Consider the following 25246-nt stretch of genomic DNA (forward strand, 5'->3'; position numbering starts at 1 on the left):
CCGTGACACGCTCCAACTCAACCTCCGACAGGCGATGGCGAGATCAGTCCATGACGATTGATGACAGAACACGAACCGAACTGGAAGCTGCGGTATTCCGTCGGCTGGTCAGGCATCTGCAGTCCCGGAGCGATGTCCAGAACATCGAGCTCATGAACCTGGCGGGCTTCTGCCGCAACTGCCTCTCGAACTGGCTCAAGGAGGCCGCTGACGAACAAGGCGCCGGCATGACTAAGGACGAAAGCCGCGAAGCGGTGTACGGCATGACTTATGAGGCCTGGAAGGCGAAACATCAGAGCGAGGCGACGCCGGAGCAACTCGCGGCGATGAAGAAGAACGCGGGCGGTCACTGATTTCGCGCCCGCGGTCTGTGGGCCGCTGTGGATGAGCGCGATGCCGCCTTGACGCCGGGCGCGCCGCTCGGGAGTGTCGGCCTTCAAAATGTGACAGGCGGCGAGCGCGTCCGAGCTACATTCCCAACGTCATCTTTCATATCCGTCATCATTCATATTCAGGAGTAGCAGGATGGTCACCGCCGTCGCCGCCAAGGAAGAGCCCGTGACCAGTTTCGCGAAGGATCAGCTCAGGGCCATCATCGAGCGTATCGAGCGGCTGGAAGAAGAGAAGAAGACCATTTCCGATGATATTCGTGATGTCTACGCCGAGGCCAAGGGCAACGGGTATGACGTCAAGGCGTTGCGAACGATCGTGCGGATGCGCAAGCAGGACGCCAACGAGCGTCAGGAGCAGGAAACGATTCTGGAAACCTATATGCACGCGCTCGGAATGCTGTGAGGCGCGGGCGCGGCTTTGCATCCATCAAAGCCCGGAATCAAACACCCTGAGCATGATACCGACCCGAAGCGCCGCGCCGGCGCAAAGTGGAAACCGGTGTTCGGAAAAAGATCACGCTCAAACAAAGAAGATAAGCGGCGAGTCTGGTTCAAGGGAATTGAACCCAGACTCCAGGCTTTTTCGGTTGGGGCGATCAGAGCATTTTACGGTGAGGGTGGACCTCTGTTCTCGCGAAGAAAACGCGTCCCAAATAAGATCATAGAGCTTCGCTTCTGATTCATCAGAAGCGGAAAGGCGACTACCGCAGCGAGGCTGCCTGCACCGCGAGCGCGGTCGTCGTCAACCGGGCGACGGCCGATCCGGTAAATCGATCGCAGACCATGCCCATTTGCGGATCGCCGGAGAAAGCCATGGCGATCGTCCGGTCCGGCTTGGTGAAATAAGCCTGCATCAGGGTCATGTCCTGTTCGCCCATGACCGTCGCCAGCATTGTGCGGCTGGCGCTCGGGGAAAGGATCATCGCACGCATCCAGGCAGTGCTGTCGCGTGAGGCCGCTGGCGCCAAACGGCGCGAGATCGACACCGTGGACTTTCGGCCCTGAGCGCTTTTGGCGACGACCGTGGTCACACCGTCCACCGCCATCGGGTTGCGCGCGGGGAGGGGCGCCGGCCGGACGGGCGGGATCGATGCTGTCGCCGCGAAGATTCGCGCGCGCCGGACGTCCTTCTCCGGCGCATAGGCCAGCGCCTGCAAGGGATCAGAAATGCTGCCGGTCGCGGTGTGTCGGTCGGCTGCCGAGGCGACCGCCCGCCGTGCGCTGACGGCCGCCGCGATCTGCTTCTGCGTGGCCTGGTTCGGGGCCGGCGGGATATCGTCCCAGAAACCGCGGGAATTGATGATGTCGGCGGGGGTCTGAGGTTTGCTCCCCTCCGCCTGTCTCGCGGAAAGCGGCGTCGGGGCGGGGCGCACGTCGGCGGCGGCCAGCCTGAAAGCCCCCGGCTTCGCCCGCGGCAGCGGCACCGCATCTGCCGAGGTAGCAGCGGGCGCGGGTGCGGGTGCTTGATCCGGCCGAGCAGCCGGCGCGCCGTCAGACTCGTCATCCTCATCGGCCGACTTGCCGCGGAATAGCGCCAGCAGGAAGTTCGACGGCTTGCTGCTTGCGGTTCCTTCCTCACCCGCGTGGCGGCGGCGCTTCTCGATGTCGGCCATCGCCACCTGATAGCCCGCCAGCGGGTTGCCGTCCGAGGGAATGTGCACGGTGCGGCCGTCCGGGAAGACGCGCGCCAACTGATCGTGGGTCATGCGCGGCCAGTGCCGCACATGTCCGGTATCGAGATGGACGAATGGCGAGCCCGATTTGGGATAGAAGCCGACGCCGCCGCGCTGGAGGCGAAGTCCAGCGAAGCGGATTTTTTCGAGCTGCACGCCGGGAATATAGAAGTCCATCGCGTGGCCGAGCGTGTGCTGGCTGAATCGCGCCACGCCGCTGTTCTTGGACCTGCGGCGAAGCATGGCGTTGGTGGCGGGAGAGCGGTAGGCGGAGATGATGTTGATCGGCTGCCTTCCGTCGACGTCGCGATAGACCTCCCAGAGGATGTCGAAGAGATGACGATCCATGGTGGTCTGCTCCTGGCTGCGCCAGTCGCGGAGAAAATGATTGAGCTGTTTCAGCGCGCCTTCGTCGTAGCGGCCGTTGCGCTTGAAGGTGACGGTGAGGTTCTCGCTGGAATGGGTATGATGAAAGGACAGGGTGCGCGTTTCGTTCAGCGCGGCGGCATTATGCACCGATCCCGCGCCCGCGAGCAGAAGAAGCGACGACAGGCCGATGCGAGAACCGGTCCGTGAAATCGACAACGATTTCAAGCCGCGTGCAAAACCAGCAAGCACTATGAGCCCACCCGGAAGACGAACAAGTCGGAAGGCCCTTCCACACAACAGACCCCAGTGAAAGGGCGTAAAGCCAAGTCGTAGGGCAGCAGGGTTAACACCGATTTACGTTAACCTTGCCCGCCTGGAACGGTAATTAGCCCGCCGACTGTGGCAGAAAAGAGCCATGCCGTTGAGGGGGGTGGATGATGGTTAACGAAAAAAGGACTTCATCCTGTGATGAAGCCCTTGTTTTCATTAAAACAATCGACTTTTCGACAGTCCGCCGAAAGGCGGGTTAGCGCCTGTATATCGGCCGGCGGCGGTCGTCATACTGCGGAGGCGGGGTCTGGACACCGAACAGCCGCTCGAAAAACGATGGGCCGCCGTTGTCGAAACCGCCTCCAAACCCGCGGTTTTCATTGAAGGCCATCCCCTGCTGCGGAATATTGCCTCGGGGGCGGGAATAGTTCGGCTGGGCATGAGCGACAACCGTTTCAAGATCGCGCCCATTGGAGTTTCGGAGGAGAGTCAGCATCTTGGCGTCGCGGCCGTAGACGTCCCCGCGAAGCTGCAATTTACCGGCCTGATCCACAAACGCGGTTTGATAGGTGATGTGCACCGGAAACGGAGTCGGGAAATTGATGTTGAACTCGTTCCGGCCATACATGCTCCGGACTTTCTCAGGCGTATAATGCTCCTGCGGAAGAACGATGTTGAGCAATGTGGCGGCGTACTGGTCCGGGTTCTGAACCCGCATGCAGCCGTGGCTGAAGGCGCGCTTCTCCTTCGCAAACAGGTGTTTGTCCGGCGTGTCGTGCTGGTACACCAGAAACTTGTTCGGAAAATTGAAGCGGATGCGGCCCAGCGCGTTACGTTCGCCCGGCGGCTGCGAAATGTGGATGCCGCCGTTGCGGTCGCGCTCCAGCTTGAGGCCCATGCGTGACAGCACGGTCGGATCCTGTTGCAGGGCGGGAAGGTATTCCTTGTAGATGATCGAGGGAGGCACGTTCCAGGTCGGATTGACGGTGATGTACTTCATCGTTTCCGTCAGCAGCGGCGTCGCATGGAGACCCGGCTTGCCCACGACGACGCGGGTGCTCCAGATCGGCGCGCCATGCTGCATCACCTTGAGCGAATAATCCGGAATGTTCAGGATGGCATAGGCGTCGCCCAGCGACGGAGCGCCAAGCTCGCGCGGCAGCCAGCGCCAGCGTTCCATGTTGGCGATGATGGTGTCGATCGTGTGATCCTTCTTCGGACCGTTTAGAGCGCGGATGGTGTTGTTGCCCAGGATGCCGTCGGGCTTGAGATGATGGCGAGCCTGGAATTCCCGTACGGCGGCGGCGACGTCGGCATCGAAACGGGTGTCGTCAGGATTTTGTGTCACGCCCAGTCTTGCGCGAATCTGGGGTACGCGCGGATCCTCGATCACGGCATTCTTGCGGAACACCAGACCTGGACCTTCCGCGATTTCGATGACAGGCCCTTCCGAATCCTTGCGCAATTCGGCGAGCTTCCGCTTCAGCGCCTGGAAAAGCTTATGCGGCGGATTGTAGCTGTCGAGCGCTGCGGAGGAATCCTTGGCGGTGGTGACGTTCGTCAGAACCTGCTCTGGATCGACAGGGTGCTCGGGATACTGGATATCCGCGCTGACCTGGGTCCAATGCATCCGGCCGCTCTGCGCCTGGCGTGCATAGTCCATCATGCTCGCGGTCAGCTTCAGATCAGCTTCCGCAAGCTGCTCCGGCGATGAGGCCGCCGCAAAATCCGGTACAGGGTAATCGGAGGGATTGAGGCCATCGGCCGCGGCGTCCCTGAGGCGCGCGATCACGCCCTGAGCCTGCGTGTTCAGCGTGCCGCCTTCCGTCCAGAGCGGCGCGTAGCTCCGCGCGGTATAGAATTTTTCAACCGCCGCCCGCTCAGCCTTCCGGGAAAACAACTTCGTTGCATTGGCATCGAGCAGTCCATGCAGCTTTTCGGCCGTCGGTTGATCCGCAGGAGGGACGTTGATTACGGTCTTGACGGGTTCGCCGGGCTGTTCGGAGTTTGCCGCGGCGCCAGCCTCCGGGCGAGGCGTCACATCGGGACGGATTGTTGCCGTCGCGTCCTTTGTTGCTTCGGTTGCCTTGCCTGTCTCCTGGTCCGTTTCTTGGCCTGTCTTGATGCCGTCCGGCGAAGCCGCCGTGACATCCTTCGATCCGGTCTCCTTCGACCCCACCTCAGTGTCCGACTTGGCGTCAGTGATTTTCGGCTTGGCAGGCTTCGTTTCGGCGGTTCCTGCGTTTGAGCCTGGCTCGGGCTCGACGCCCGATGGCTCCGCATCGGAAGAGGCTGTTTCGTCTGGCGGCGTCGGTGCGTACGAAGGCGTATCGGAGTTCGATGCGGCCGCGCCGGCGGGCTTCGTGTCCACGGCCGTTGTATCCGCAGGCTTTGGATCGGATACGCTGGAATCAGTTTCGCCGTTGTCGGCCTTCTGCTGGTCCGGCTTCGATTCGCCAACGACCTGCGCAGCGGGCTGCTGACCCTCCGCCTTGAAATCGGCCGCGGTGGGTGGCGGAACGTTGGCGGGCTCCGGCGATGGAATTGCTGCGTCGATTGCGAGTTCCGAGGCGCTTTTCTTCACGGTATCCGCTTGAGCAAATGCGGCAGAGGTGGAAACCGCCAGAAAGGTGGCTGCAAGCACCGTCAGAATCCGATCGAATCCTGTCCGGCTAGTCGGGTCGTCTCGCATTCTCGCACCCCTCGGGTGAAACTGTCCCCACGGAACAATTCTCTGGTAAATTTCTATCCGGCGTCCGCCGAGGCTTCTGATTCGGCCTCCACGCACGAATGCTATACGCGCGCCTGATTCGGGCAGCCAGCGCCGCAAGGGGCCACTCACGACAAACTGACCTCAAAACACGCCGTTGGCAACGCGAAGCGTTGTTCTGACGCGCGTTTTCCGTTGGTCTGTCACTGCGCCGCAACGGTTCATTTTCACGCCCGCACACTCGCGTGATGCGTTTCGAACGCAATCGAGGCTGTTACTGTTCCTCCTTCGCGGCGATGTCATCGAGCTTGCGGTAGAGTGTGGATCGTCCGATTTTCAATCGGCGCGCGACTTCGGACATCTGTCCGCGATAATGCGAGACGGCGAAGCGAATGATGTCGGCTTCCAGCTCATCGAGCGGGCGGACCTCGCCGTCCTGCGCGAACAATGGCAGGCTGCCCGCATCTGGCGCAGGCGCAAGGGGTATTTCATTACCGGGTATAGCCTGCGATGCTGTTTGCTGCGCGATCGATTCCATGATCAGCGGTTCACTTGCCGGGGCGTGCGTTTCCGCGTGGGTGGTGGCTGCGGTCTGCTGAGCGATTGAAGGAAAATCCGGGAGGCCAAGTTGTGGGTCCTCGCTCATGACGACAGCGCGGTAAACAGCGTTTTCGAGCTGACGGATGTTGCCTGGCCAGTCGAGTTGCGACAGGGCGGTCATCGCCTCGCCGCTGATGCCCTTGATCAACCGGTTTTCCTCAGCGCAGAAGCGCGCCAGAAAGTGCCGGAGCAGGTTCGGGATATCCTCGCGGCGTTTTCGAAGCGGCGGAATGGTCAGCGGCAGCACGTGCAGGCGGTAGAACAGATCTTCCCTGAACAATCCGGCCTTGACGCGATCGAGCAGGCGGCGATTGGTGGCCGAGATGATGCGGACGTCCACCTTGACCGGCTTGTGGCCGCCGACCGCTTCGACAGCGCCTTCCTGCAGCGCGCGCAATAGCTTGACTTGCGTGGCGAGCGGCAACTCGCTCACTTCATCCAGAAACAGCGTGCCGCCGGAAGCATCCACGAACTTGCCGGCGTGGCGGTCGGTCGCGCCGGTGAACGATCCTTTCTCGTGACCGAACAGGATCGATTCGACCAGGTTGTCGGGGATCGCGCCGCAATTGACGGTGACAAACGGCTTGGCGCTGCGATCGCTTGTGCCGTGAATGGCGCGCGCGAACAGCTCCTTGCCGACACCGGACTCGCCTTCGATCAGCACCGGGATGGAAGATCCCGCCGCCTTTTTCGCCGCCTTCATCACGTCGGCCATGGCCTCGCTGCGGGTGATGATGTCGCCGAAGGTGAGGCGGCCTTCGCGGCTGTGGCGCACCCGCTGCAATTCGTTCTTGAGCGCGCTGGCGTTGAGCGCGTTGCGCAGGCTGACCTGGAGACGCTCGATGCCGACCGGCTTGACCACGAAGTCATGGGCCCCGGCGCGCATGGCCGAGACCACATTGTCGATGCCCCCATGCGCGGTCTGGACAATGACGGGGATGCTGAGGCCTGCCTCGCGGATTTCCGCCAGCACGCCCATGCCGTCGAGGCCGGGCATCACGAGGTCGAGGACAACGGCATCGATCACCGGACCGTCGCCTGCCGTCATCGCGGCGACGGCAGCGTCGCCGCTTTCGACGACGATGGTTTCATAGCCGCACCGCCGCACCATGTTCTCGACGAGACGACGCTGCACCGCGTCATCGTCGGCGATCAAAATGGTGGCAGTCATGGCATTCCCCGCACTACAACTTATCTGTATTGAATCGGGGCACTTTGGCGGACGGGGATTAATGCGCTCTTAAGGTTTGCCGCCGCGCCGTGTCGTCATAACTGCTCTCCTGCTGATCGGTGTTCATCCTGATCGGTGTTCATAGAGCTTGGTGTTCATAGAGAAAGTCTGGATCGATAATGGCTGCGCGTTCGTCCTCCGCCTCCCGCAAATCCGCGACCGCTCGCAAACCCGTCTCCCGCCGCAAGCCGGCCAGGAAAGCGTCCGCCGCGAAATCGGGCGCGGGGAGGCTGCCGGAGTGGAATCTCGCGGATCTCTATGCCGGGATTGACGCGCCCGAGATCGCGCGCGATCTCGACCGGATCGACGCTGAATGCAGGGCGTTCGAGGCGGATTACAAGGGCAGGCTCGCGACCGAAACGTCGGGCCCGGAGGGCGGCGCCTGGCTCGCGGGAGCCGTGCGGCGCTATGAGGCGATCGATGATCTCGCGGGCCGGCTCGCCTCCTTCGCGGGTTTGATTCATGCCGGCGACAGCGTTGATCCCGCGATCTCGAAATTCTATGGCGACGTTTCGGAACGTCTGACGGCGGCGTCACTGCACCTGCTGTTTTTTCCGCTGGAGCTCAACCGTCTCGACGACGACGTGATCGAGCGCGCCATGCAGACGCCGGAACTCGGGCATTATCGCCCCTGGATCGAGGACAGCCGCAAGGACAAGCCGTACCAGCTTGAGGATCGTCTGGAGCAGCTCTTTCATGAGAAGTCGCAGACCGGCTACTCGGCATGGAACAGGTTGTTCGACCAGACCATTGCAGGGCTGCGCTTCAAGGTCGGAGCAAAAGAGCTTGCGATCGAACCGGCGCTGAACCTGTTGCAGGATCGCTCGCCGGAGAAACGCAAGGCGGCGGGGCAGGCGCTGGCGAAGACGTTCAAGGCCAACGAGCGAACCTTCGCGCTCATCACCAATACGCTCGCGAAGGACAAGGATATTTCCGACCGCTGGCGCGGTTTTCAGGACGTGGCGGACTCACGCCATCTCAACAATCGCGTCGAGCGCGAGGTGGTGGACGCGCTTGTGGCTTCGGTGCGTGCGGCCTATCCCCGGCTGTCGCATCGTTACTACGCGCTGAAGGCGCGCTGGTTCAAAAAGAAAAAGCTCGCGCACTGGGACCGCAACGCGCCGCTGCCGTTCGCCGCCACCGGAGTCATTCCCTGGGGCGATGCGCGCAAGATGGTTCTGAGTGCCTATGGCGAATTCTCGCCCGAGATGGCCGGCATCGCCGAGCGATTCTTTACCGACCGGTGGATCGACGCGCCGGTGCGTCCCGGCAAGGCGCCGGGAGCGTTCTCGCACCCGACCACGCCATCCGCGCATCCCTACGTGCTGATGAATTACCAGGGCAAGCCGCGCGATGTGATGACCCTCGCGCATGAGCTGGGGCATGGCGTTCATCAGGTGCTTGCCGCGAAGAATGGCGCGCTGATGGCGCCGACGCCGCTGACGCTCGCGGAAACCGCTTCGGTCTTTGGTGAGATGCTGACCTTCAAGCGGCTGCTGGCGCAAACGAAGAACGCGAAGCAGCGGCAGGCGCTTCTGGCCGGCAAGGTCGAGGACATGATCAACACCGTGGTGCGGCAGATCGCCTTCTATACGTTCGAGCGCGCGGTTCATACCGAGCGCAAGGACGGCGAACTCACCGCGGAGCGCCTCGGTCAGCTCTGGCTCAGCGTGCAGGGGGAGAGTCTTGGGCCGGCGATCGAGATCAAGCCGGGGTACGAGACGTTCTGGATGTACATTCCTCACTTCATCCATTCGCCGTTCTATGTCTATGCCTACGCGTTCGGCGATTGCCTCGTGAATTCGCTCTATGCGGTTTATGAACACGCGTCCGAGGGTTTCGCGGAGCGTTATCTGGCGATGCTCGCCGCCGGCGGCACCAAGCACTATTCCGAACTGTTGAAGCCGTTCGAGCTCGACGCCAGGGATCCGAAATTCTGGGATGGCGGGTTATCGGTCATTGCCGGCATGATCGACGAACTGGAGGGGACGGGATAGAGCGGCCCATCACCGCCAAGCGGCGTGGCAAATTGGCGCAGGCTCGTATGGCGAGCCTGCGAAAAACTAAACCCACAACTCCAACGTGCATTTCTCAGGCGTCGAACAGTTTGTTCGGCGCGGGCGTGGCCTGATGACGTGGCTGGGTAAGGCAACCGGAATGAGGCCCCGATTCCGGCCGGGACGCGGCGCTCAGCCCTCATCCGGTCAAACATTACGCCAAAGGAGCCTGCCGTGAGCCAGAGAACTCGGCGTCAGCCGGGCTCAAATGGGCGGGATTCGCCGGTTTTATACATTTAGGCGCGGTGACCTCACCAAGGTAGTCGTCATACCGTTGCTCTGTCCGCGCGATTGCGCTAATTCCTCAAGGGCAAGATCAACCCTGGCTGGAGACTCGACGTGTCAGATCATAGCGAAATCGTTTACTCGACGGCGGACGGCATGGATTACCCGGCGCACGAGAATACGTACAATGCCTTCATCAAATTCGGGACGATCGGTTCGGTGGCTGTGATCATCGTCGTCTCGTTGATGGCGATCTTCCTCACCTGATTGTCAGTTCGTCGTTCCGGCCGTCCTGGATTTCCGCTCGCTAGCAATGTGGGTGGTGCTTTAGTCATGCGTGGCCGTCGGCTGCGGGAGGCATCATGAAGATTGCCATAGCGAAAGAAATCGATGAGTCGGAACCGCGGGTCGCCGCGTCACCCGATACAGTGAAGAAGTTCAAGGCGCTCGGCGCGGATGTCGCAATCGAGCCGGGCGCCGGAACCAAATCGGGCGTGCCCGATTCGGACTTCACGGCCGCCGGAGCGCTGGTAAGCCCGGAAGCCGTTAAAGACGCCGATATCATCATCAAGGTGAGGCGGCCCGAGGCATCCGAACTGGCGCGCTACAAGCGTGGCGCGCTGGTGATCGCGATCATGGATCCTTACGGCAATGAGGCGGCGCTGAAGAAGATCGCGGATGCCGGCGTATCGGCCTTCGCCATGGAGTTGATGCCGCGAATTACGCGCGCGCAGGTGATGGACGTGCTGTCGAGCCAGGCGAACCTGGCCGGCTACCGGGCCGTCATCGAGGCGGCCGAGGCGTTCGGCCGCGCCTTTCCAATGATGATGACGGCCGCCGGTACCGTGCCCGCTGCAAAGGTCTTCGTCATGGGGGTCGGCGTTGCCGGCCTTCAGGCGATCGCCACCGCGCGTCGCCTCGGTGCCGCCGTCACCGCGACGGACGTGCGTCCCGCTACCAAGGAGCAGGTGGAAAGCCTCGGCGCCAAATTCCTTGCTGTCGAGGACGAGGAGTTCAAGAACGCGCAGACCGCTGGCGGCTACGCCAAGGAAATGTCGAAAGAGTATCAGGCCAAGCAGGCGGCGCTCACCGCTGAGCACATCAAGAAGCAGGACATCATCATCACCACGGCGCTGATTCCCGGACGGCCTGCGCCAAGGCTCGTGACGGCGGAGATGGTGCGCTCGATGAAGCCGGGTTCGGTGCTGGTCGATCTCGCGGTCGAGCGAGGCGGTAACATCGAGGGCGTCCAGGCGGGGAAGGTCGTCGATCTCAACGGCGTGAAGATCATCGGCTTTACCAATGTCGCCGGCCGCGTCGCGGCCTCGGCGTCCAGCCTGTATGCCCGCAACCTGTTTTCCTTCATCGAAACGCTGGTCGACAAGACGACCAAGGCGCTGGCGGTGAACTGGGACGACGAACTGGTCAAGGCTACCGCGCTGACCCGGGATGGCGCGGTCATTCATCCGAACTTCCAGCCGAAAAGCGCATGACGATCATGAGCCCAGCCGGTCAGCGGATTGTTCCGGACAGCACGACGCGCGCGTTGATTTGCGGATTTGCCGGTCACGCGTCTCGCACGCCCGGAAACGACGAATAGGAATGCGTCCATGGAACATGTCGTGCAGGCCGTCGATCCCTTTGTTTTTCGGCTGTCGATTTTCGTTCTGGCCGTCTTCGTCGGCTATTTCGTGGTGTGGTCGGTGACGCCCGCGCTGCATACTCCGCTGATGTCGGTTACCAATGCGATTTCGTCGGTGATCGTCGTCGGCGCGCTGCTCGCCGTCGGCGTCGGCATGATTTCGGAAGGTTCGGGCTGGGCGCGGGCCTTCGGATTCGTCGCTCTGGTTTTCGCCTGCGTGAATATCTTCGGCGGCTTTCTCGTCACCCAGCGAATGCTGGCGATGTACAAGAAGAAGCAGAAGTAGATTTTCTCCATGCAGGGTTACTTCCAGTGTCCCGGATGCGAGGCGGCGCGCCGTGCTGCATCGCCGATCCGGGATCGCCATAGTTTGGGACGGTTCCGGTTCCGCGCCGCATCGCTTTGCGCTGCGCCGCGCCCGGGACGAGACGCCGGGGCTCCGCCATGAATGCCGATCTTGCCGCGCTGCTTTACCTCGTCGCAGGTGTCTTGTTCATCCTGTCGCTGCGCGGACTGTCGAGTCCGGCGTCGAGCCGCCGGGGCAATTTCCTCGGCATGGCCGGCATGGCGATCGCGGTCGCGACCACGCTCGCGGCGCATCCGCCCGCTGACGCCGTGGCGTGGGTGCTGGTGATCCTCGGTGTTGCGATCGGCGGCGGCATCGGCGCGGTGATCGCGCGCCGGGTGCCGATGACGTCGATGCCGGAACTGGTCGCGGCGTTTCACTCGCTGGTCGGCATGGCGGCGGTGCTGGTGGCCGCCGGCGCGTTCTATGCGCCCGAAGCCTTCGAGATCGGAACGCCCGGCAACATCCATGCGCAGAGCCTGATCGAGATGTCGCTCGGCGTGGCCATCGGCGCGCTGACGTTCACAGGCTCGGTGATCGCATTCCTCAAACTGTCCGGCCGGATGAGCGGCGCGCCGATCATCCTTCCCGCCCGTCACATCATAAACATCGCGCTCGCCCTCGCGCTGGTCTTCTTCATGTACGGGCTGGTGGTGTCGGGCAGCGCGCTCGATTTCTGGCTGATCACCATTTTGGCTCTGGTGATCGGCGTGCTGCTGATCATTCCGATCGGCGGCGCCGACATGCCGGTCGTGATCTCGATGCTGAACTCCTATTCCGGCTGGGCGGCGGCCGGCATCGGCTTCACGCTCGGTAACTCCGCGCTGATCATCACGGGGGCGCTGGTCGGCTCCTCCGGCGCGATCCTGTCCTACATCATGTGCCACGCCATGAACCGGTCGTTCATCTCGGTGATCCTCGGCGGCTTCGGCGGCGAGACGGCGGCGGCGGGCGGCGCCGGGGGTGAGCAGAAGCCGGCAAAGCTTGGCTCGGCGGACGACGCCGCTTTCATCATGAAGAATGCCTCGAAGGTCATCATCGTGCCGGGCTACGGCATGGCGGTCGCGCAGGCGCAGCATGCGCTGCGCGAATTGGCGGACTCACTGAAGAAGGAAGGCGTCGAGGTCAAATACGCGATCCATCCGGTCGCGGGCCGAATGCCCGGCCATATGAATGTGCTGCTGGCGGAAGCCAATGTGCCTTACGACGAAGTTTTTGAGCTCGAGGATATCAATTCGGAGTTCGCTCAGGCCGACGTGGCATTCGTCATCGGCGCCAACGACGTCACCAACCCCGCGGCGGAGGACGACAAGTCTTCGCCGATCTATGGCATGCCGGTGTTGCAAGTCTGGAAGGCCGGCACGGTGATGTTCATCAAGCGTTCGCTGGCATCGGGTTATGCCGGTATCGATAATCCACTGTTCTATCGGGATAACACCATGATGCTGCTTGGCGACGCCAAGAAGATGACGGAGAATATCGTCAAGGGAATGTAACGCGTCGTAATTCAACAGCGGAGGCCGGCATGGCGGATGATAAGGCGAAGCGCGGCGGAAGCGATGGTCGATTGATCGCGCTGCGTGAGGCTTACGAGGTCCGTTACTGGTCCAAAAAATTCAACGTCACGCCGTCGAAGCTAAAGGCCGCGGTCAAGGCTGTCGGCCGTTCCGCCAAGACAGTCGAAGGCTATCTCAAGCTGCAAAAGCGTGCGACCAACGACCGGGCGCTGATCGCGCTGACCCAGCCCTATGAGGTCAGATACTGGGCGAAGAAGTTCAAGGTGACGCCGGCAAGGCTTCGCACCGCGGTCGGGGAAGTTGGACGCTCCGCGAAGAAGGTCGGTGCCTTTCTCGCCGCCAGGAAGACCGTCAAAAAGAAAACCGCCGTCAAAAAGAAGACAGCGGCCAAGAAAGTAAAAACGAAGAAGGTAAAAACGAAGACGCCAAAGGCGACGAAGGCGAAAAAGAGCGCCGGTAAGCGCGCCAGAGCATGATCCCGACCCGAAAGGCCGCGCCAGCGCAAAGTGGAAACCGGTTTTCGGAAAAGATCATGCCCAAACAGAAAGATAAACGACGAGCCTGATTCAACACGGTTGAATCGGATTCAACGCAGTTGAAACAGACTCTATAGCGTTTTCGAGCGAAGCATGTCCTCGGGCACGAACCCTAAGGATGGGCAGGGGATCGCGTGGAAGAGGCCTCGAATCTAGATCATGGTGCCGCGCTTCTGACTCCATCAGAAGCGGAAAGCTGTCGTCGCGAAATATCCATATGAGGACGCAACAGCTTCAGCGCGGGCGTAAAATCCGCGCTTAACTCATGTCGATGCAGGTGATGTCGAGATGGCGCGTGAGGGCTCAGCGCGGTCCACGAGGACCGGCGGCTGGACCACCCCGCCCGGCTCCAGGTCCGGCGCCAAACACCGGCTTCGGTTTCATCGGCAGCAGGCCCTCGCGCTGCATCTTCTTGCGCGCGAGCTTGCGGGCGCGGCGCACGGCCTCGGCCTTTTCGCGCGCTTTCTTCTCGGAGGGCTTTTCGTAATGGCCGCGGAGCTTCATTTCGCGGAAAATTCCCTCACGCTGCATCTTCTTCTTCAGCGCCTTGAGGGCTTGATCGACATTATTATCGCGAACGAGAACCTGCACGCGGCATCCTCTTTTCAGTTGAACAGTGTGAGATTTGTCAGACAGCGAAGGGCCGACAAAAGCGAAGCCCTCAGCGTCAAGGCCGCCCATATATCAGTTTAAGGCGCGGATGTCCAATGTCGGACGATAATTTGGTTCGCCGGAGCCGCCGAAATTCGGGTGGAATTCCCCCAAAGATGCGTGATTGGGGTTCAGCAAGGCCTCACATCGGGGTTTTATAGGCTTGCTCGGGGTGATTGATTCTTCAACAAAGGAAGGCGTGTCATGGACCTCAGGAAATACGCGGCCGAACTGATTGGCACTTTTTGGCTGACTTTTATGGGATGCGGCAGCGCCGTCATCGCGGCGGCGTTTCCCGAGGTCGGCATCGGGCTGCTGGGCGTTGCTCTCACCTTCGGCTTGAGCGTCGTCACCATGGCCTACGCGATCGGCCATATTTCGGGCTGTCATCTCAATCCGGCGGTCACCCTGGGTCTGACCGCGGGCGGGCGGTTTCCGGCGGCGCAGGTGGTTCCCTACATCATTGCGCAGGTGATCGGGGCGATTGCCGCCGCCGCGCTGCTCTATGTGATCGCCAGCGGAGCGGCGGGCTTCGATGTCGCCAAGGGTTTCGCATCGAACGGCTACGGTGAGCACTCGCCGGGGCACTACAACCTCACGGTGTCCTTCATCACCGAGGTGACGATGACGGCCATGTTCCTGTTCGTCATCATGGGATCGACCCACGGCAAGGCCCCGGCGGGTTTCGCGCCGCTGGCGATCGGGCTCGCGCTGGTGATGATTCATCTTGTCAGCATTCCCGTCACCAACACGTCGGTGAATCCGGCGCGCAGCACCGGTCCGGCGCTTTTCGTCGGCGGCTGGGCTCTGGAGCAGCTCTGGCTGTTCTGGGTAGCGCCGCTGATCGGCGGTGTTATCGGCGGCGTGGTCTATCGCGGACTCAGCAGTGAGCCGGAAGGCGTCGTCGCGGGGAAAAAGTAGCGTCACAGGCGAGCGATTGCCGGGCTTGATCCGGCAATCCTTTTTCTGTGAGAAATCTTTCTCTGGCCAGACGCGCTTTCGGCGTCGGTGCCATTATCAGTCGGGCTTTGTTATCAGTCGCGGCCCTTGACGTCGGTCACATGCACCTCGGTCACATGGCCCATCTTGCGACCGGGGAGCGGGGGCCCCTTGCCGTAGATATGAACGGCGGCGCCGGGCACGGTGAGCCACTTCCGGTAATCCAGCACGTCCTTGCCGATCAGGTTGGTCATGACGGCGCTGCCCTGCCGCACCGGCTTGCCGAGCGGCCAGCCGGCGACGGCGCGAATGTGCTGCTCGAACTGCGAGACGGAGGCGCCGTCCAGCGTCCAGTGGCCGGAGTTGTGGACTCGTGGCGCGATCTCGTTGACGAGGAGCGTCGGCCCGCTCGCGCCGCCCACCACGAACATCTCCACGGCCAGCACGCCGATATAGTCGAGCGCAGCGGCAATTTTCCCGGCCATGTCGCGAGCCTGCGCGGCGAGCGCATCGGGAATCGCGGCCGGCGCGCGCGAATACTTCAGGATGTGATCGTGATGCTCGTTCTCGGTCACGTCGAAACATTCGACACGGCCATCGGCGCCACGCGCGGCGATAACGGAAATCTCGCGCTCGAACGGCACGAAGGCCTCCACGACCGCCGACTTGGTGCAGAGATCGTCCCAGACCTGATCAACGTTGTCGCCCGCGCGAATGATTGCCTGTCCCTTGCCGTCGTAGCCGAACCGGCGGGTCTTGATCACGGCGGGCAGGCCGATGACCTTGATGGCCTCGCGAAGCGCCTGCGCCGACGCCACGTCGGCATAGGCGGCGGTGCCGATTCCCAGGCCGGTGACGAAATTCTTTTCAAGCAGGCGGTCCTGCACCGTTTCCAGGATACGATGATCCGGCAGCACCGGCCGGCGTGCGGCCAGCACCATCGCGGTCGCCGCCGGGACATTCTCGAATTCATAGGTGATCACGTCGACGTCGGTTGCGAACAGTTCCAGCGCCTCGACGTCGGCGTATTCGGCGCAGGTGGCGTTCTGCACAACGTCGAACGCTGGGGAGTCCGGGTCCGGCGAGAACACCTGGCACTTGAGGCCGAGGTGCGCGGCCGCCAGCACCAGCATCCGGCCGAGCTGACCGCCACCGAGAATTCCGATGGTGCCGCCCGGTTTAAGCGTCGGCCGCCGGGAACCGGTCACGCCGATTCCTCCGGATGCTCGGCCACCGCATCCGTCTGCCGCTTGCGCCATGCTTCGAGGCGGCCGGCGAGCGGCGGGTCATTGAGCGCCAGCACGCTTGCCGCCAGCAGCGCCGCATTGATGGCGCCCGCCTTGCCGATCGCGAGCGTCCCCACCGGAACGCCGGCCGGCATCTGCACGATGGAATAGAGCGAATCGACTCCGGCAAGCGCCCTGGACTCCACGGGCACACCCAGCACCGGAAGTTCCGTCAGCGCCGCCGTCATGCCGGGCAGGTGCGCCGCGCCGCCCGCGCCCGCGATGATGACCTTGAACCCTTCGGCCTTGGCGCCCCTGGCGAACGCAAACAGTCTTTCAGGGGTACGGTGCGCGGAGACGATCCGGTTCTCGCTCGTGACGCCGAGCGCGGCCAGCGTTTCAGCGGCGTGACGCATGGTCTCCCAGTCCGACTGGCTTCCCATGATGATGGCGACAACGGCGGTCATTTATCTGTTGTTTCTTCGGGAATCCGGAAACTGATCGGGGTTACAGGAAGGCACCTTGACGAGGCAAGCGGTCGGGCATGAACTATCCCTTCTTGGTGAACGGCGGCAAGCCTCGCGACGATCAAGACGATGAAAAAGTCACCTATAGGCGCGGGCGAGTCGTTCGAACGCAGGCCGCCGCCCGGCGTTCAGGCGATGATGTCCGGGGTGATCTGGTCTTCGATGAAGGAGATGCGATCGCGCAACTGCAGCTTTCGCTTCTTCAGCCGCTGTAGCCGCAGCAGATCAGGCGCGGGCGATTGATGCAGCGCATCTATGGCGGCATCGAGGTCGCGGTGTTCCTGTTGCAGGCGGGCGAGCTCAGCTCCGAGTTCGCGATCTTCTTCGTCGGCCATAATGACGTACTGACTTGAATCGCGAAGAGCGGTGCGAAGGGTTGGAATATCAGCTTCGCGAATTATCTCCCTTGCCCGCGCCGCGCGCAAGTCGCGGGTTCCATGCGAGCGGTTCATTCTGGAATCCCGCAAAAATGATTGGCGCCCCCTTCAGTCCCCATCGACAGTCTTCATAGTTCATGTAGACTTTAGGGTTCGGGGCGAATCTGAGGTTCATCTCACCGAGGAGGTTCGAATGGCAATTCAGGCGCATCTCGCTGAACTGGAACGGAAACATCGCGTTCTGGAAAGCGAATTGCACGATGCTCTCAGGCACCTTTCCAGTGACGACCTGAGGATTGCCGAGTTGAAGCGCCGAAAATTGATGCTCAAGGACGAGATCGAAAGACTTAAATTCTCCACGGCCGGGACCGTCCACTAAATCCCAACTACTCGCTTTAAAGGGTCACGGAGGCAGTAGCCGTTGACTGCTGCAGGCTCGCTGCGAGCCTGCCTTCAACCGGCTGGGTTCGTTGTTTCCGCGCCCGGTTCACCGTTGAGCGGCGAGGGCGGCGACGTGATCGGCGATCGCAAGTGATGCGGTCAGGCCGGGCGACTCAATTCCGAACAGGTTGATCAGCCCGGACAGGCCGTGGTCCGCGGGCCCCTGGATCATGAAGTCCTGCGCCGCCACCGCCGGCGGCACGATTTTGGGCCGAATGCCGGAATAGGCGGGAATCAGGGTGTCGTCAGGCAGGTCAGGCCAGTAGCGCCGGATCGCGGGGTAGAACCGGGTCGCGCGCGCCGGATCGACGTCATAGTTCGGTGTTTCGATCCATTCCACGTCGGGGCCGAACCGAGGCTGGCCCGCGAGGTCGAGCGTGAGATGCACGCCAAGGCCGCCGGGCTCGGGGACAGGATAGATCAGGCGCGAAAACGGCGCACGGACGCTGCAACTAAAATAGCTTCCCTTGGCGAGGTAGGCCGGTGGAATCCGTTCCACGGGCATGCCGTCGATGCGGCGCGCCACTGCCGGAGCATCAAGGCCGGCGGCATTGACCAGCAGGTCACAGACGAGCGTCATCGGCGCGTCGCCGCCGGTTTTGATCTCAAGCCCATGAGGCGTCGCCCTGGCGCCCGACAGGGGAGTATGAAATGCGAACGCCGCGCCGTCCCGCTCGGCGTCACCGCGCAAGGCCAGCATGAAGGCGTGACTGTCGATGATGCCGGTCGAGGGAGACAGCAGCCCGGCCACGCAGCGCAGCGCCGGCTCAAGCGCGCGGGCCTCGTCGCCGTTCAGGAACCGGATGTCTTCAACGCCATTGGCCTCCGCTTGGGCTCTGATGATTTGCAGCCTGTCGACCTCGCCTTCGGTGGCCGCGACGATCAGCTTGCCGCACATGCTGTGTGGAATGCTGTGCTCCCGGCAGTAAGCGTAGAGGGCCGGGCGACCGCTGACGCAGGTTCGCGCCATCAGGCTGCCGGAGGGATAGTAGATGCCGGCGTGTATCACCTCGCTGTTGCGCGACGATGTTCCCGTTCCGATGTTCTCCGCAGCCTCGAGAACGATCACTTCCCGGCCGGCGCGTGCGAGCCGCCGCGCGACCGCGAGCCCGATCACGCCAGCGCCCACGACAACGCACTCGATCCTGTCCATTTGTAATCCGGACTGTTTTCCGATCAACGCGGCGCAATTCGCGCCCGCCCGTCATTGAAAGCCCGATTCAACGGCGTTGAATCAAACTCTACTTCATTCCCTCAATCGAGGATGATCCTGTCCGAAACCGGTTTCCGCTTTGCGCTGGGGGCCGTCCGTGGGTTGGGATCATGTTTTGGCGGGGGCCATTAATCATGAGAGATCGATTGTGGCAATCCGGATCACATTTGCCAGTCAATCTCAACCACGCGTGTTGAATAGGAGTTGAGGCCGCCGGGCCCGAATGCCGCATCCAAAGTTCTGCCGGCAACGTGTATTGCCGATGATTGTTTGATTTCGATAGTCGCAAGATCACACGATGGAATGGATGTGATGTATCCCAGGAGGCCAGGATCATGCTCTGGTCTTCATCGCGAAACGAGACGGGATGAAATGACGGACGAGGCGAGACTTGGTTCCGAAGCGACGGCACAGGCCGACAAGCCATTGTTGCAGGTCGATGCGGCCGTCAAGCGCTTTGGCGGATTTACCGCGGTGGATCATCTGTCGCTCGACATCAGGACGGGGGAGTTCTTTGCGCTGCTGGGGCCGAGCGGCTGCGGCAAGACCACGCTGCTCCGGATGCTGGGAGGGTTCGAGACGCCTGATGGCGGGCGCATCCTTCTCGACGGTCAGGACATATCCGGCGTTCCGCCGCATCGGCGACCGGTCAACATGATGTTCCAGAACTACGCGCTGTTTCCGCATCTGTCGGTGCGGGACAACATCGCGTTCGGGCTGAGGCGGGCGGGCATGCCGCGCGCCGACATCGAAGCGCGGGTCGCGGAGATGGTGGCGCTGGTGAGTCTGGAGGGCATGGAGAAGCGCAAGCCGGAGCAACTATCGGGCGGCCAGAGGCAGCGCGTGGCGCTGGCGCGCGCGCTCGCCCGGCGTCCGCGGCTGTTGCTGCTCGATGAACCGATGGCCGCGCTCGACAAGAAGCTGCGCGAGAACACGCAAGCCGAATTGATGCGGCTGCAGCGCCAGCTCGGCATGACCTTCATCATCGTCACCCATGACCAGGAGGAGGCGATGATGATGGCGGATCGCATCGGCGTCATGAATGCGGGGCGTCTGCAACAGGTGGCGACGCCGCGTGAGCTCTATGAGGTGCCGAACTCCCGCTGGATCGCCGAGTTCGTCGGCGGAATCAACATCATCGATGGCGCGGTGGAGTCGAGCGGCGGCGGCCGCATCACGGTCGCGACGCAGGCCGCCGGTTCGGTGACGGTGGCGACGCCCTTGCAGGCGCTGACGACGGATCAGGTGTGCGTTGCGATACGCCCGGAGAAGATTCGCCTGTCGAGCGGCGAGGCGGCACCCGATGCGGGAGATGCGGCCGGGACCAACCGCGTGGAAGGCGTCATTGCCGGCGTTAGCTATCTTGGCGGCCAGACCCGCTATCAGGTCAGGCTCGATCGCGGCGCGCTGCTGCATGCGTCGGTCGCCAACACCGTTCGGCGGGAGGCCGAAGCCTTCGATACGGCGCAGCGCGTGGTGGCGTGTTTCGCGCCGGACGATTGCATGGTGCTTGACCGATGAGCGGGCGGCGTCTTTTCTCCGCTCCCGCGCGCAGGGCGGCGATCGCGCCGTTTCTGTGGATGCTGCTGTTTTTCCTGCTGCCGTTCGGCTTCGTGCTGAAGATCAGCCTGTCGCACGCGGTGATGGCGCAGCCGCCTTATCTTCCCGTGTTCGATCCGGCCGAGGGCATTGCTGCTCCCAAGGCGGCCATCGCGGCGTTTTCGCTCGACAATTTCAGGCTGCTTGCGTCCGATCATTTTTACGTCCTGTCCTACCTGCGGAGCGTCGTGGTCGCCCTGGTCTCGACCTCGATCCTGCTCGCGGTCGGCTATCCCATCGCCTACGGCATGTCGCGCCTGCCGGCACGCTGGCAGCCGATTGCGATGATCCTGGTGATCGTGCCGTTCTGGACCTCGTTCTTGATCCGCGTGTACGCCTGGATCAATATTCTCCAGCACGACGGCATCCTGAACAACGTGCTGATGGCGCTGCGCCTCATCAGCGCGCCCGTCGTCTGGCTGTCCACCGACGCGGCGATGTATATCGGGCTGGTCTATTCCTACCTGCCTTTCATGATCCTGCCGCTCTACGCGACATTGGCGAAAATCGATCCCGCGCTTCTTGAGGCTTCCGCCGACCTCGGCGGCTCGCGCCTGACCACTTTCTGGCTGGTGACGGTGCCGCTGTCGCTGCCGGGGATCGGCGCGGGCGCGCTGCTGTGCTTCATTCCGATCGTCGGCGAGTTCGTGATTCCGGATCTGCTCGCGGGGTCGGCGTCGCCGATGATCGGGCAGACGCTGTGGCTGGAATTCTTCAACAACCACGATTGGCCGGTGGCGTCGTCGATCGCCGTCGTGCTGCTGGTGCTGCTGCTGGCGCCGCTTCTTGTTTACGAGCGCGTGCAGCGTCGCCGGTTGGAAGGGACGCGATGATGGCGAGGCCGGCGCTCGCCAGACTGTCGCCGTTCAACATTACGTCGCTCGCGCTTGGTCTGGCGTTTCTGTACCTTCCTATCGTCATTCTCGTGATCTATTCGTTCAACGCCTCGCGGCTGGTGACGGTCTGGGGCGGATGGTCGTTGCGCTGGTACGTGGAGTTCTTCAACGACGAGGCCATGTTGTCCGCGCTTGCGATGAGCCTGCGAGTCGCCGCGATGTCGGCCACGGCTGCGACCATTCTGGGAACGCTGGCCGCGGTCGCCCTGACGCGCGCGGGGTCCTTCCATGGACGAACGCTGTTTTCGGGAATGCTGTACGCGCCGCTGGTGATGCCCGAGGTGATCACCGGTTTGTCCCTGCTGCTGCTGTTCGTTGCGGTCGATGCGCAGCGCGGGTTCTGGACGGTCACGATCGCGCATACGACGCTGACCATGTGCTTCGTGACCGTGGTGGTGCAGTCACGCCTCGGTTCGCTCGATCGAAGCCTGGAGGAGGCCGCGATGGACCTCGGCTGCGATCCCTTCTGGGCGTTCGTCAAGGTGACGTTGCCGCTGATCCTGCCATCGGTCGTCGCGGGCTGGATGCTTGCCTTTACGCTGTCGATGGACGACGTCGTGATCGCGAGTTTCACCACCGGACCGGGCTCGACGACGCTCCCGATCCGGATTTATTCGGAGGTGCGCCTCGGCGTGAAGCCTGAGATCAATGCGATCTGCACATTGATCGTCGGATCGATCGCCGTGGTCATCGTGGTCGCGTCGCTGGTCTCGAAACTCTCAAGCCGGCAGGGCGAAAACGCAGCGCCCTTGTAGGCGCCGGATCGAGGAACGGCTTGGGATTGACGAAGTGTCTGCGGAGAAAACTCAGTTCGAATGCGATGTCCCGGACCCGCTCGCGGCATCGGGGACGGCTGCCTCCGGAACCGGCTTATGATCCGTCAGACGCTCGATCACGGAGCGGACCGCATCGCGAGCCCTGCGGTCCCTGACCGCATCGAGCAGCGGCGCTGACGCCTTGGACCGCCGTATCAGGCTTTCAGGATCGGGGAAGACCAGCGGATCGTCCCACGGCCCCTGCACCACGAACGGCAGTTCGAAATTGTCGGCTCCCGCAGCCGAAGTCAGGCTTGCGGTGCCCTTGAGATCGTAGTCCCGCGAAGGCACCGAGGCCGTGCCGGTCAAGGTGAGACGCGCCGCCGGTCCTTCGACGCGCACGTCGGTCGCGACGGCGACTCCGTCGTCGAAATTGAGGGTGACATTCAGCTTGTCGAAGGGTGTCTTTCCGCTGCGGAAACTGCCGCCGCCGGAGAGCGGCCGCCGCTCCAGCCGCTTCAGCAACTGCTCGACATTGAATCCGCTGATGGCGCCGTCGTGACCGTTCAGAACCGCTGTCCCGTCGAGCGATTGCGCCAGTCCGTACGGACTCGATCCCCTGGCCTCAAGCGAAACATTCAGGTTGCCGCGTCCGGAGAGCCGGCCGGTGCCGAACAGATCGCTGACGCAGGCTTGCAGATCGACGTCGATAAGCTGAAACTGCGCCTTCACATCGGCGGCTTCCTCGGCGTGCGAGATGGCGAACGATCCCTTCGCGACGCCGTCATAGATTTGCGCCTCGCCGATGCTGAGCGCCAGCGATCCGTTGCGAAGGTTGGCGCCGAGCGCGGTTTTGCCCAGCCTGGTGGATCCGACGATGACCTTCGCCGCCGAAAGCCGCATGTCGAGGTCAGTGGCGGACAGCGCGCGCAGATCGAACAGTTGCCGGTTCCAGTCGCGAGCCCCGCTGGCGAGCAGCCGGATCGTCTTGACGTAAGGCGTGAAATCCAGCGTGCCGGCAGCCAGCGTAGCCTGCAGGGTCTGCCGTCCGTTGTTGGCGTAGGTCATGACGCCTTCGGCGACGTTACCGTCGATTTCGATGTTGACGTTGGTGAGCGCGACCGACGAACCGATCACGCTGGCGCGCGCCTTGAGCGAGAAACGATCGAATCCGCCGCTGCCGGGAGGAGGCTGCCCGATCCACCGCAGCGCCTCGCGCAAGGAAGTGCTGTCGGCGGACAGCGTACCTTCCATGATCAGGCTGACCGGATTGGCGACCGTGCCGTCAAACGCGAACTTCAGCCGGGGACTGGCGACCTTGATCTTCAGGCCGGATCGCTCGCCTGATAGCGCCGCGAGAAAGTCGCCGAGGCTGATGCTGCCGTCGACACGCTCTCCACGCCAGTCGAATTGTCCGGTCGCTGCGAACGAGCGGGAAATCGAGGGCCACGCCAGCGAAAGGTCGATACCGTGGAGATTTTCGGAAATCCTGCCGTCGCCGTCTTCATAGCTGAGTTCGCCATTCTGGATTCGGATTTCCGAGAACGAGAGCGGGTTGTCGGCGCCGGGCTTCATGTTCCGCGCAATCGTTTCCATGAAGGGGGTCCAGTTGCTTCGGCCGTCGGCAGCGCGCCTAACGCGGATGTGAGGGTGGAGCAACATGACGTCGGCGATCTGGAACCGCTGCATGAGCAGCGGAAACAGGCGCAGATTGGCGGTCAGCGCCTCGACGCTGAGCGCTGGCGCATCGGCGTCGCCGCCCTTGATGCGGACATCATGGAAGGAAACATAGCTGCCCGGAAAAACCGAGACGTCGATGCGGCCGTCCGCGACGAAGTCGAGCCCCGTCACCGTTCGGATTTGGGTTTCGACGGCGTCTCGGAGGGCATCGTGGTCGAGCAGGCGAGACATGGAGATCAGCCCCGTCAGGCCGATCACCGCAACTCCCAGAATGGCCGCGACCGATATTCCCAGGCGCTTCATTCCTTGGGCCATCGTCCTTGGGTCATCGTCAATCAACATGTCCGGGATGGGGTGACGCCTGCCGGTTCCGCGCTGTCCGGCGGCGCGCGCAACTTGATTGGTTTTCTTGACGCTTTCAAGGCCGCCGATCGTTCGATTTTGACATTTGCGGGCCGCCACGGCGCGTTTGATCTTCGCAGCCAGATCGCTGCACCGAGGCCAGCGATTGTCAAATTCGCGTCGCCAGGATCGGATAAGCCTCCAATTGACGCCCCGCGCGTATTTTGCCTAACTACTTCTCGTTCTGCCCGCGCCGGCAAGCGGCGCCATTCTCCATGCAGGTCGCAACTCATGAAAAAGGTCTACCCTGACGCCAAATCGGCCCTCGACGGCCTTCTCAGGGACGGCATGATGATCATGTCAGGCGGATTCGGCTTGTGCGGCATCCCGGAAACGCTGTCCGAGGCCATTCGTGACTCGGGAGTCAAGGATCTGACATTCGTGTCCAATAACGCCGGCGTCGATGGCATCGGACTGAGTCGCTTGCTCGAAACGCGGCAAATCAGGAAGATGATTTCGTCCTATGTCGGTGAGAACAAGCTTTTCGCCCAGCAGTATCTCGCCGGCGATCTGGAGCTTGAATTCAATCCACAGGGCACGCTGGCCGAGCGCATTCGCGCGGGCGGCGCCGGCATTCCGGCATTCTACACCAAGACCGGCGTCGGCACGCTCATTGCCGAGGGCAAGGAGGTGAAGGAATTCGACGGCCAGAAGTACCTCATGGAGCGAGGACTGTTCGCCGATCTCGCCATCGTTCACGCCTGGAAGGGCGACACCGCCGGCAATCTGGTCTATCGCAAGACCGCGCGAAACTTCAATCCGATGATGGCGACCGCCGCGAAGGTGACCGTCGCGGAAGTCGAACATCTGGTGCCTGCCGGCGAGATCGATCCCGATCACGTCCACACCCCCGGCATCTTCGTCAAGCGCATCGTCGAGGTCGGCGGCGCCAGGAAGCACATCGAGTTCCGTAATACCCGTCCACGCCCGGCGGCGGCATGATCCGGAAAAGCACCAAGCTCCTTGCAATGA

Annotated in this window: 23 protein-coding genes; 14 read left to right on the forward strand and 9 right to left on the reverse strand. The window is 62.5% G+C overall.

Annotation, left to right across the window (positions count from 1 at the left end; all coding sequences use genetic code 11):
• Window positions 1–50 precede the first annotated feature (50 nt).
• Window positions 51–353: a DUF1244 domain-containing protein gene (locus tag NWI_RS05115; RefSeq protein WP_011314289.1), complete on the forward strand. Its 303-nt coding sequence runs from the start codon at window positions 51–53 to the stop codon at window positions 351–353.
• 172 nt (window positions 354–525) lie between these two features.
• Window positions 526–795, forward strand: coding sequence for a DUF2312 domain-containing protein (locus NWI_RS05120; protein ID WP_011314290.1), 270 nt, complete (start codon window positions 526–528; stop codon window positions 793–795).
• A 298-nt stretch (window positions 796–1093) separates the two neighbouring features.
• On the opposite strand, the gene NWI_RS05125 is transcribed toward NWI_RS05120, so the two are convergent.
• The 3 genes from NWI_RS05125 to NWI_RS05135 all read right to left on the reverse strand — a co-directional run bounded on the left by NWI_RS05125 (window position 1094) and on the right by NWI_RS05135 (window position 7185).
• On the reverse strand, window positions 1094–2683 hold the full coding sequence (locus NWI_RS05125; RefSeq protein WP_011314291.1) for a DUF882 domain-containing protein: 1590 nt from the start codon (window positions 2681–2683) through the stop codon (window positions 1094–1096).
• Between the two features lie 277 nt (window positions 2684–2960).
• Window positions 2961–5396, reverse strand: a complete 2436-nt coding sequence (locus tag NWI_RS05130) for a L,D-transpeptidase family protein (RefSeq protein WP_011314292.1) — start codon at window positions 5394–5396, stop codon at window positions 2961–2963.
• 292 nt (window positions 5397–5688) lie between these two features.
• A complete protein-coding gene (locus NWI_RS05135) occupies window positions 5689–7185 on the reverse strand; it encodes a sigma-54-dependent transcriptional regulator (RefSeq protein WP_011314293.1) in 1497 nt (498 codons plus the stop codon).
• A 179-nt stretch (window positions 7186–7364) separates the two neighbouring features.
• Between NWI_RS05135 and NWI_RS05140 the strand changes: the two genes are divergently transcribed.
• The 6 genes from NWI_RS05140 to NWI_RS05160 all read left to right on the forward strand — a co-directional run bounded on the left by NWI_RS05140 (window position 7365) and on the right by NWI_RS05160 (window position 13508).
• Window positions 7365–9242: a M3 family oligoendopeptidase gene (locus NWI_RS05140; RefSeq protein WP_011314294.1), complete on the forward strand. Its 1878-nt coding sequence runs from the start codon at window positions 7365–7367 to the stop codon at window positions 9240–9242.
• A 399-nt stretch (window positions 9243–9641) separates the two neighbouring features.
• The gene (locus NWI_RS16755) at window positions 9642–9794 is read left to right on the forward strand and encodes an aa3-type cytochrome c oxidase subunit IV (protein WP_011314295.1); all 153 of its coding nucleotides are present in this window, start codon (window positions 9642–9644) and stop codon (window positions 9792–9794) included.
• A 95-nt stretch (window positions 9795–9889) separates the two neighbouring features.
• Entirely contained in the window at window positions 9890–11020 is a 1131-nt protein-coding gene (locus NWI_RS05145) for a Re/Si-specific NAD(P)(+) transhydrogenase subunit alpha (protein WP_011314296.1), read from the forward strand.
• Window positions 11021–11137: 117 nt separating this feature from the next.
• The gene (locus NWI_RS05150; RefSeq protein WP_011314297.1) at window positions 11138–11455 is read left to right on the forward strand and encodes a proton-translocating transhydrogenase family protein; all 318 of its coding nucleotides are present in this window, start codon (window positions 11138–11140) and stop codon (window positions 11453–11455) included.
• A gap of 158 nt (window positions 11456–11613) precedes the next feature.
• Window positions 11614–13011 carry an NAD(P)(+) transhydrogenase (Re/Si-specific) subunit beta gene (locus NWI_RS05155; RefSeq protein WP_011314298.1) on the forward strand — a complete coding sequence of 466 codons (1398 nt, stop codon included), beginning with the start codon at window positions 11614–11616 and terminating at the stop codon, window positions 13009–13011.
• A 29-nt stretch (window positions 13012–13040) separates the two neighbouring features.
• Entirely contained in the window at window positions 13041–13508 is a 468-nt protein-coding gene (locus tag NWI_RS05160; protein WP_011314299.1) for a DUF3606 domain-containing protein, read from the forward strand.
• A 363-nt stretch (window positions 13509–13871) separates the two neighbouring features.
• Here NWI_RS05160 and rpsU read toward each other — a convergent pair whose 3' ends face one another.
• Window positions 13872–14159, reverse strand: coding sequence for a 30S ribosomal protein S21 (gene rpsU, locus NWI_RS05165; protein ID WP_009799172.1), 288 nt, complete (start codon window positions 14157–14159; stop codon window positions 13872–13874).
• A gap of 264 nt (window positions 14160–14423) precedes the next feature.
• On the opposite strand from rpsU, the gene aqpZ reads away from it, so the two are divergent.
• Entirely contained in the window at window positions 14424–15140 is a 717-nt protein-coding gene (aqpZ, locus tag NWI_RS05170; protein WP_011314300.1) for an aquaporin Z, read from the forward strand.
• Window positions 15141–15253: 113 nt separating this feature from the next.
• On the opposite strand, the gene NWI_RS05175 is transcribed toward aqpZ, so the two are convergent.
• The 3 genes from NWI_RS05175 to NWI_RS16760 all read right to left on the reverse strand — a co-directional run bounded on the left by NWI_RS05175 (window position 15254) and on the right by NWI_RS16760 (window position 17246).
• Window positions 15254–16366, reverse strand: coding sequence for a 5-(carboxyamino)imidazole ribonucleotide synthase (locus NWI_RS05175; RefSeq protein ID WP_011314301.1), 1113 nt, complete (start codon window positions 16364–16366; stop codon window positions 15254–15256).
• Window positions 16363–16851, reverse strand: coding sequence for a 5-(carboxyamino)imidazole ribonucleotide mutase (purE, locus tag NWI_RS05180; protein ID WP_011314302.1), 489 nt, complete (start codon window positions 16849–16851; stop codon window positions 16363–16365). Before purE ends, NWI_RS05175 begins: the two co-directional genes overlap by 4 nt.
• Before the next feature lie 188 nt (window positions 16852–17039).
• Window positions 17040–17246: a YdcH family protein gene (locus tag NWI_RS16760; RefSeq protein ID WP_081431762.1), complete on the reverse strand. Its 207-nt coding sequence runs from the start codon at window positions 17244–17246 to the stop codon at window positions 17040–17042.
• Window positions 17247–17481: 235 nt separating this feature from the next.
• On the opposite strand from NWI_RS16760, the gene NWI_RS16765 reads away from it, so the two are divergent.
• Window positions 17482–17667 carry a YdcH family protein gene (locus NWI_RS16765; protein ID WP_011314304.1) on the forward strand — a complete coding sequence of 62 codons (186 nt, stop codon included), beginning with the start codon at window positions 17482–17484 and terminating at the stop codon, window positions 17665–17667.
• A gap of 108 nt (window positions 17668–17775) precedes the next feature.
• Here the strand turns inward: NWI_RS16765 and NWI_RS05195 are convergent, their stop codons facing one another.
• Entirely contained in the window at window positions 17776–18882 is a 1107-nt protein-coding gene (locus NWI_RS05195; protein ID WP_011314305.1) for an NAD(P)/FAD-dependent oxidoreductase, read from the reverse strand.
• A 432-nt stretch (window positions 18883–19314) separates the two neighbouring features.
• Here NWI_RS05195 and NWI_RS05200 point away from each other — a divergent pair, with 432 nt between their 5' ends.
• From NWI_RS05200 to NWI_RS05210, 3 genes are read left to right on the forward strand one after another with little or no spacing between them, the layout of a single operon-like run.
• Window positions 19315–20463 (forward strand): ABC transporter ATP-binding protein, encoded by a 1149-nt coding sequence (locus NWI_RS05200; protein WP_011314306.1) that lies wholly within the window; start codon window positions 19315–19317, stop codon window positions 20461–20463.
• Window positions 20460–21374, forward strand: coding sequence for an ABC transporter permease (locus tag NWI_RS05205; protein ID WP_011314307.1), 915 nt, complete (start codon window positions 20460–20462; stop codon window positions 21372–21374). The genes NWI_RS05200 and NWI_RS05205 overlap by 4 nt, the downstream gene beginning before the upstream one ends.
• Window positions 21374–22192 (forward strand): ABC transporter permease, encoded by an 819-nt coding sequence (locus NWI_RS05210; RefSeq protein ID WP_187148016.1) that lies wholly within the window; start codon window positions 21374–21376, stop codon window positions 22190–22192. Before NWI_RS05205 ends, NWI_RS05210 begins: the two co-directional genes overlap by 1 nt.
• A gap of 51 nt (window positions 22193–22243) precedes the next feature.
• Here the strand turns inward: NWI_RS05210 and NWI_RS05215 are convergent, their stop codons facing one another.
• Window positions 22244–24187 (reverse strand): AsmA family protein, encoded by a 1944-nt coding sequence (locus NWI_RS05215; RefSeq protein ID WP_041345403.1) that lies wholly within the window; start codon window positions 24185–24187, stop codon window positions 22244–22246.
• A gap of 318 nt (window positions 24188–24505) precedes the next feature.
• On the opposite strand from NWI_RS05215, the gene NWI_RS05220 reads away from it, so the two are divergent.
• Complete coding sequence (locus NWI_RS05220) at window positions 24506–25216, forward strand: CoA transferase subunit A (RefSeq protein ID WP_041344819.1); 711 nt, start codon at window positions 24506–24508, stop codon at window positions 25214–25216.
• The last annotated feature ends 30 nt before the right edge of the window (window positions 25217–25246 follow it).

Origin of the sequence: Nitrobacter winogradskyi Nb-255 (assembly GCF_000012725.1) — a bacterium.
GTDB classification, from domain to species: Bacteria; Pseudomonadota; Alphaproteobacteria; order Rhizobiales; family Xanthobacteraceae; genus Nitrobacter; species Nitrobacter winogradskyi.

Excerpts from the sequence above, each read along its gene's own strand:
- NWI_RS05115 (WP_011314289.1), top strand. The coding sequence starts at position 51 with ATGACGATTGATGACAGAACACGAACCGAACTGGAAGCTGCGGTATTC.
- NWI_RS05120 (WP_011314290.1), top strand. The coding sequence starts at position 526 with ATGGTCACCGCCGTCGCCGCCAAGGAAGAGCCCGTGACCAGTTTCGCG.
- NWI_RS05130 (WP_011314292.1), bottom strand. The coding sequence starts at position 5,396 with ATGCGAGACGACCCGACTAGCCGGACAGGATTCGATCGGATTCTGACG.
- NWI_RS05135 (WP_011314293.1), bottom strand. The coding sequence starts at position 7,185 with ATGACTGCCACCATTTTGATCGCCGACGATGACGCGGTGCAGCGTCGT.
- NWI_RS05140 (WP_011314294.1), top strand. The coding sequence starts at position 7,365 with ATGGCTGCGCGTTCGTCCTCCGCCTCCCGCAAATCCGCGACCGCTCGC.
- NWI_RS05145 (WP_011314296.1), top strand. The coding sequence starts at position 9,890 with ATGAAGATTGCCATAGCGAAAGAAATCGATGAGTCGGAACCGCGGGTC.
- NWI_RS05150 (WP_011314297.1), top strand. The coding sequence starts at position 11,138 with ATGGAACATGTCGTGCAGGCCGTCGATCCCTTTGTTTTTCGGCTGTCG.
- NWI_RS05155 (WP_011314298.1), top strand. The coding sequence starts at position 11,614 with ATGAATGCCGATCTTGCCGCGCTGCTTTACCTCGTCGCAGGTGTCTTG.
- NWI_RS05160 (WP_011314299.1), top strand. The coding sequence starts at position 13,041 with ATGGCGGATGATAAGGCGAAGCGCGGCGGAAGCGATGGTCGATTGATC.
- aqpZ (WP_011314300.1), top strand. The coding sequence starts at position 14,424 with ATGGACCTCAGGAAATACGCGGCCGAACTGATTGGCACTTTTTGGCTG.
- purE (WP_011314302.1), bottom strand. The coding sequence starts at position 16,851 with ATGACCGCCGTTGTCGCCATCATCATGGGAAGCCAGTCGGACTGGGAG.
- NWI_RS16760 (WP_081431762.1), bottom strand. The coding sequence starts at position 17,246 with ATGGCCGACGAAGAAGATCGCGAACTCGGAGCTGAGCTCGCCCGCCTG.
- NWI_RS16765 (WP_011314304.1), top strand. The coding sequence starts at position 17,482 with ATGGCAATTCAGGCGCATCTCGCTGAACTGGAACGGAAACATCGCGTT.
- NWI_RS05195 (WP_011314305.1), bottom strand. The coding sequence starts at position 18,882 with ATGGACAGGATCGAGTGCGTTGTCGTGGGCGCTGGCGTGATCGGGCTC.
- NWI_RS05200 (WP_011314306.1), top strand. The coding sequence starts at position 19,315 with ATGACGGACGAGGCGAGACTTGGTTCCGAAGCGACGGCACAGGCCGAC.
- NWI_RS05205 (WP_011314307.1), top strand. The coding sequence starts at position 20,460 with ATGAGCGGGCGGCGTCTTTTCTCCGCTCCCGCGCGCAGGGCGGCGATC.
- NWI_RS05210 (WP_187148016.1), top strand. The coding sequence starts at position 21,374 with ATGGCGAGGCCGGCGCTCGCCAGACTGTCGCCGTTCAACATTACGTCG.
- NWI_RS05215 (WP_041345403.1), bottom strand. The coding sequence starts at position 24,187 with ATGGCCCAAGGAATGAAGCGCCTGGGAATATCGGTCGCGGCCATTCTG.
- NWI_RS05220 (WP_041344819.1), top strand. The coding sequence starts at position 24,506 with ATGAAAAAGGTCTACCCTGACGCCAAATCGGCCCTCGACGGCCTTCTC.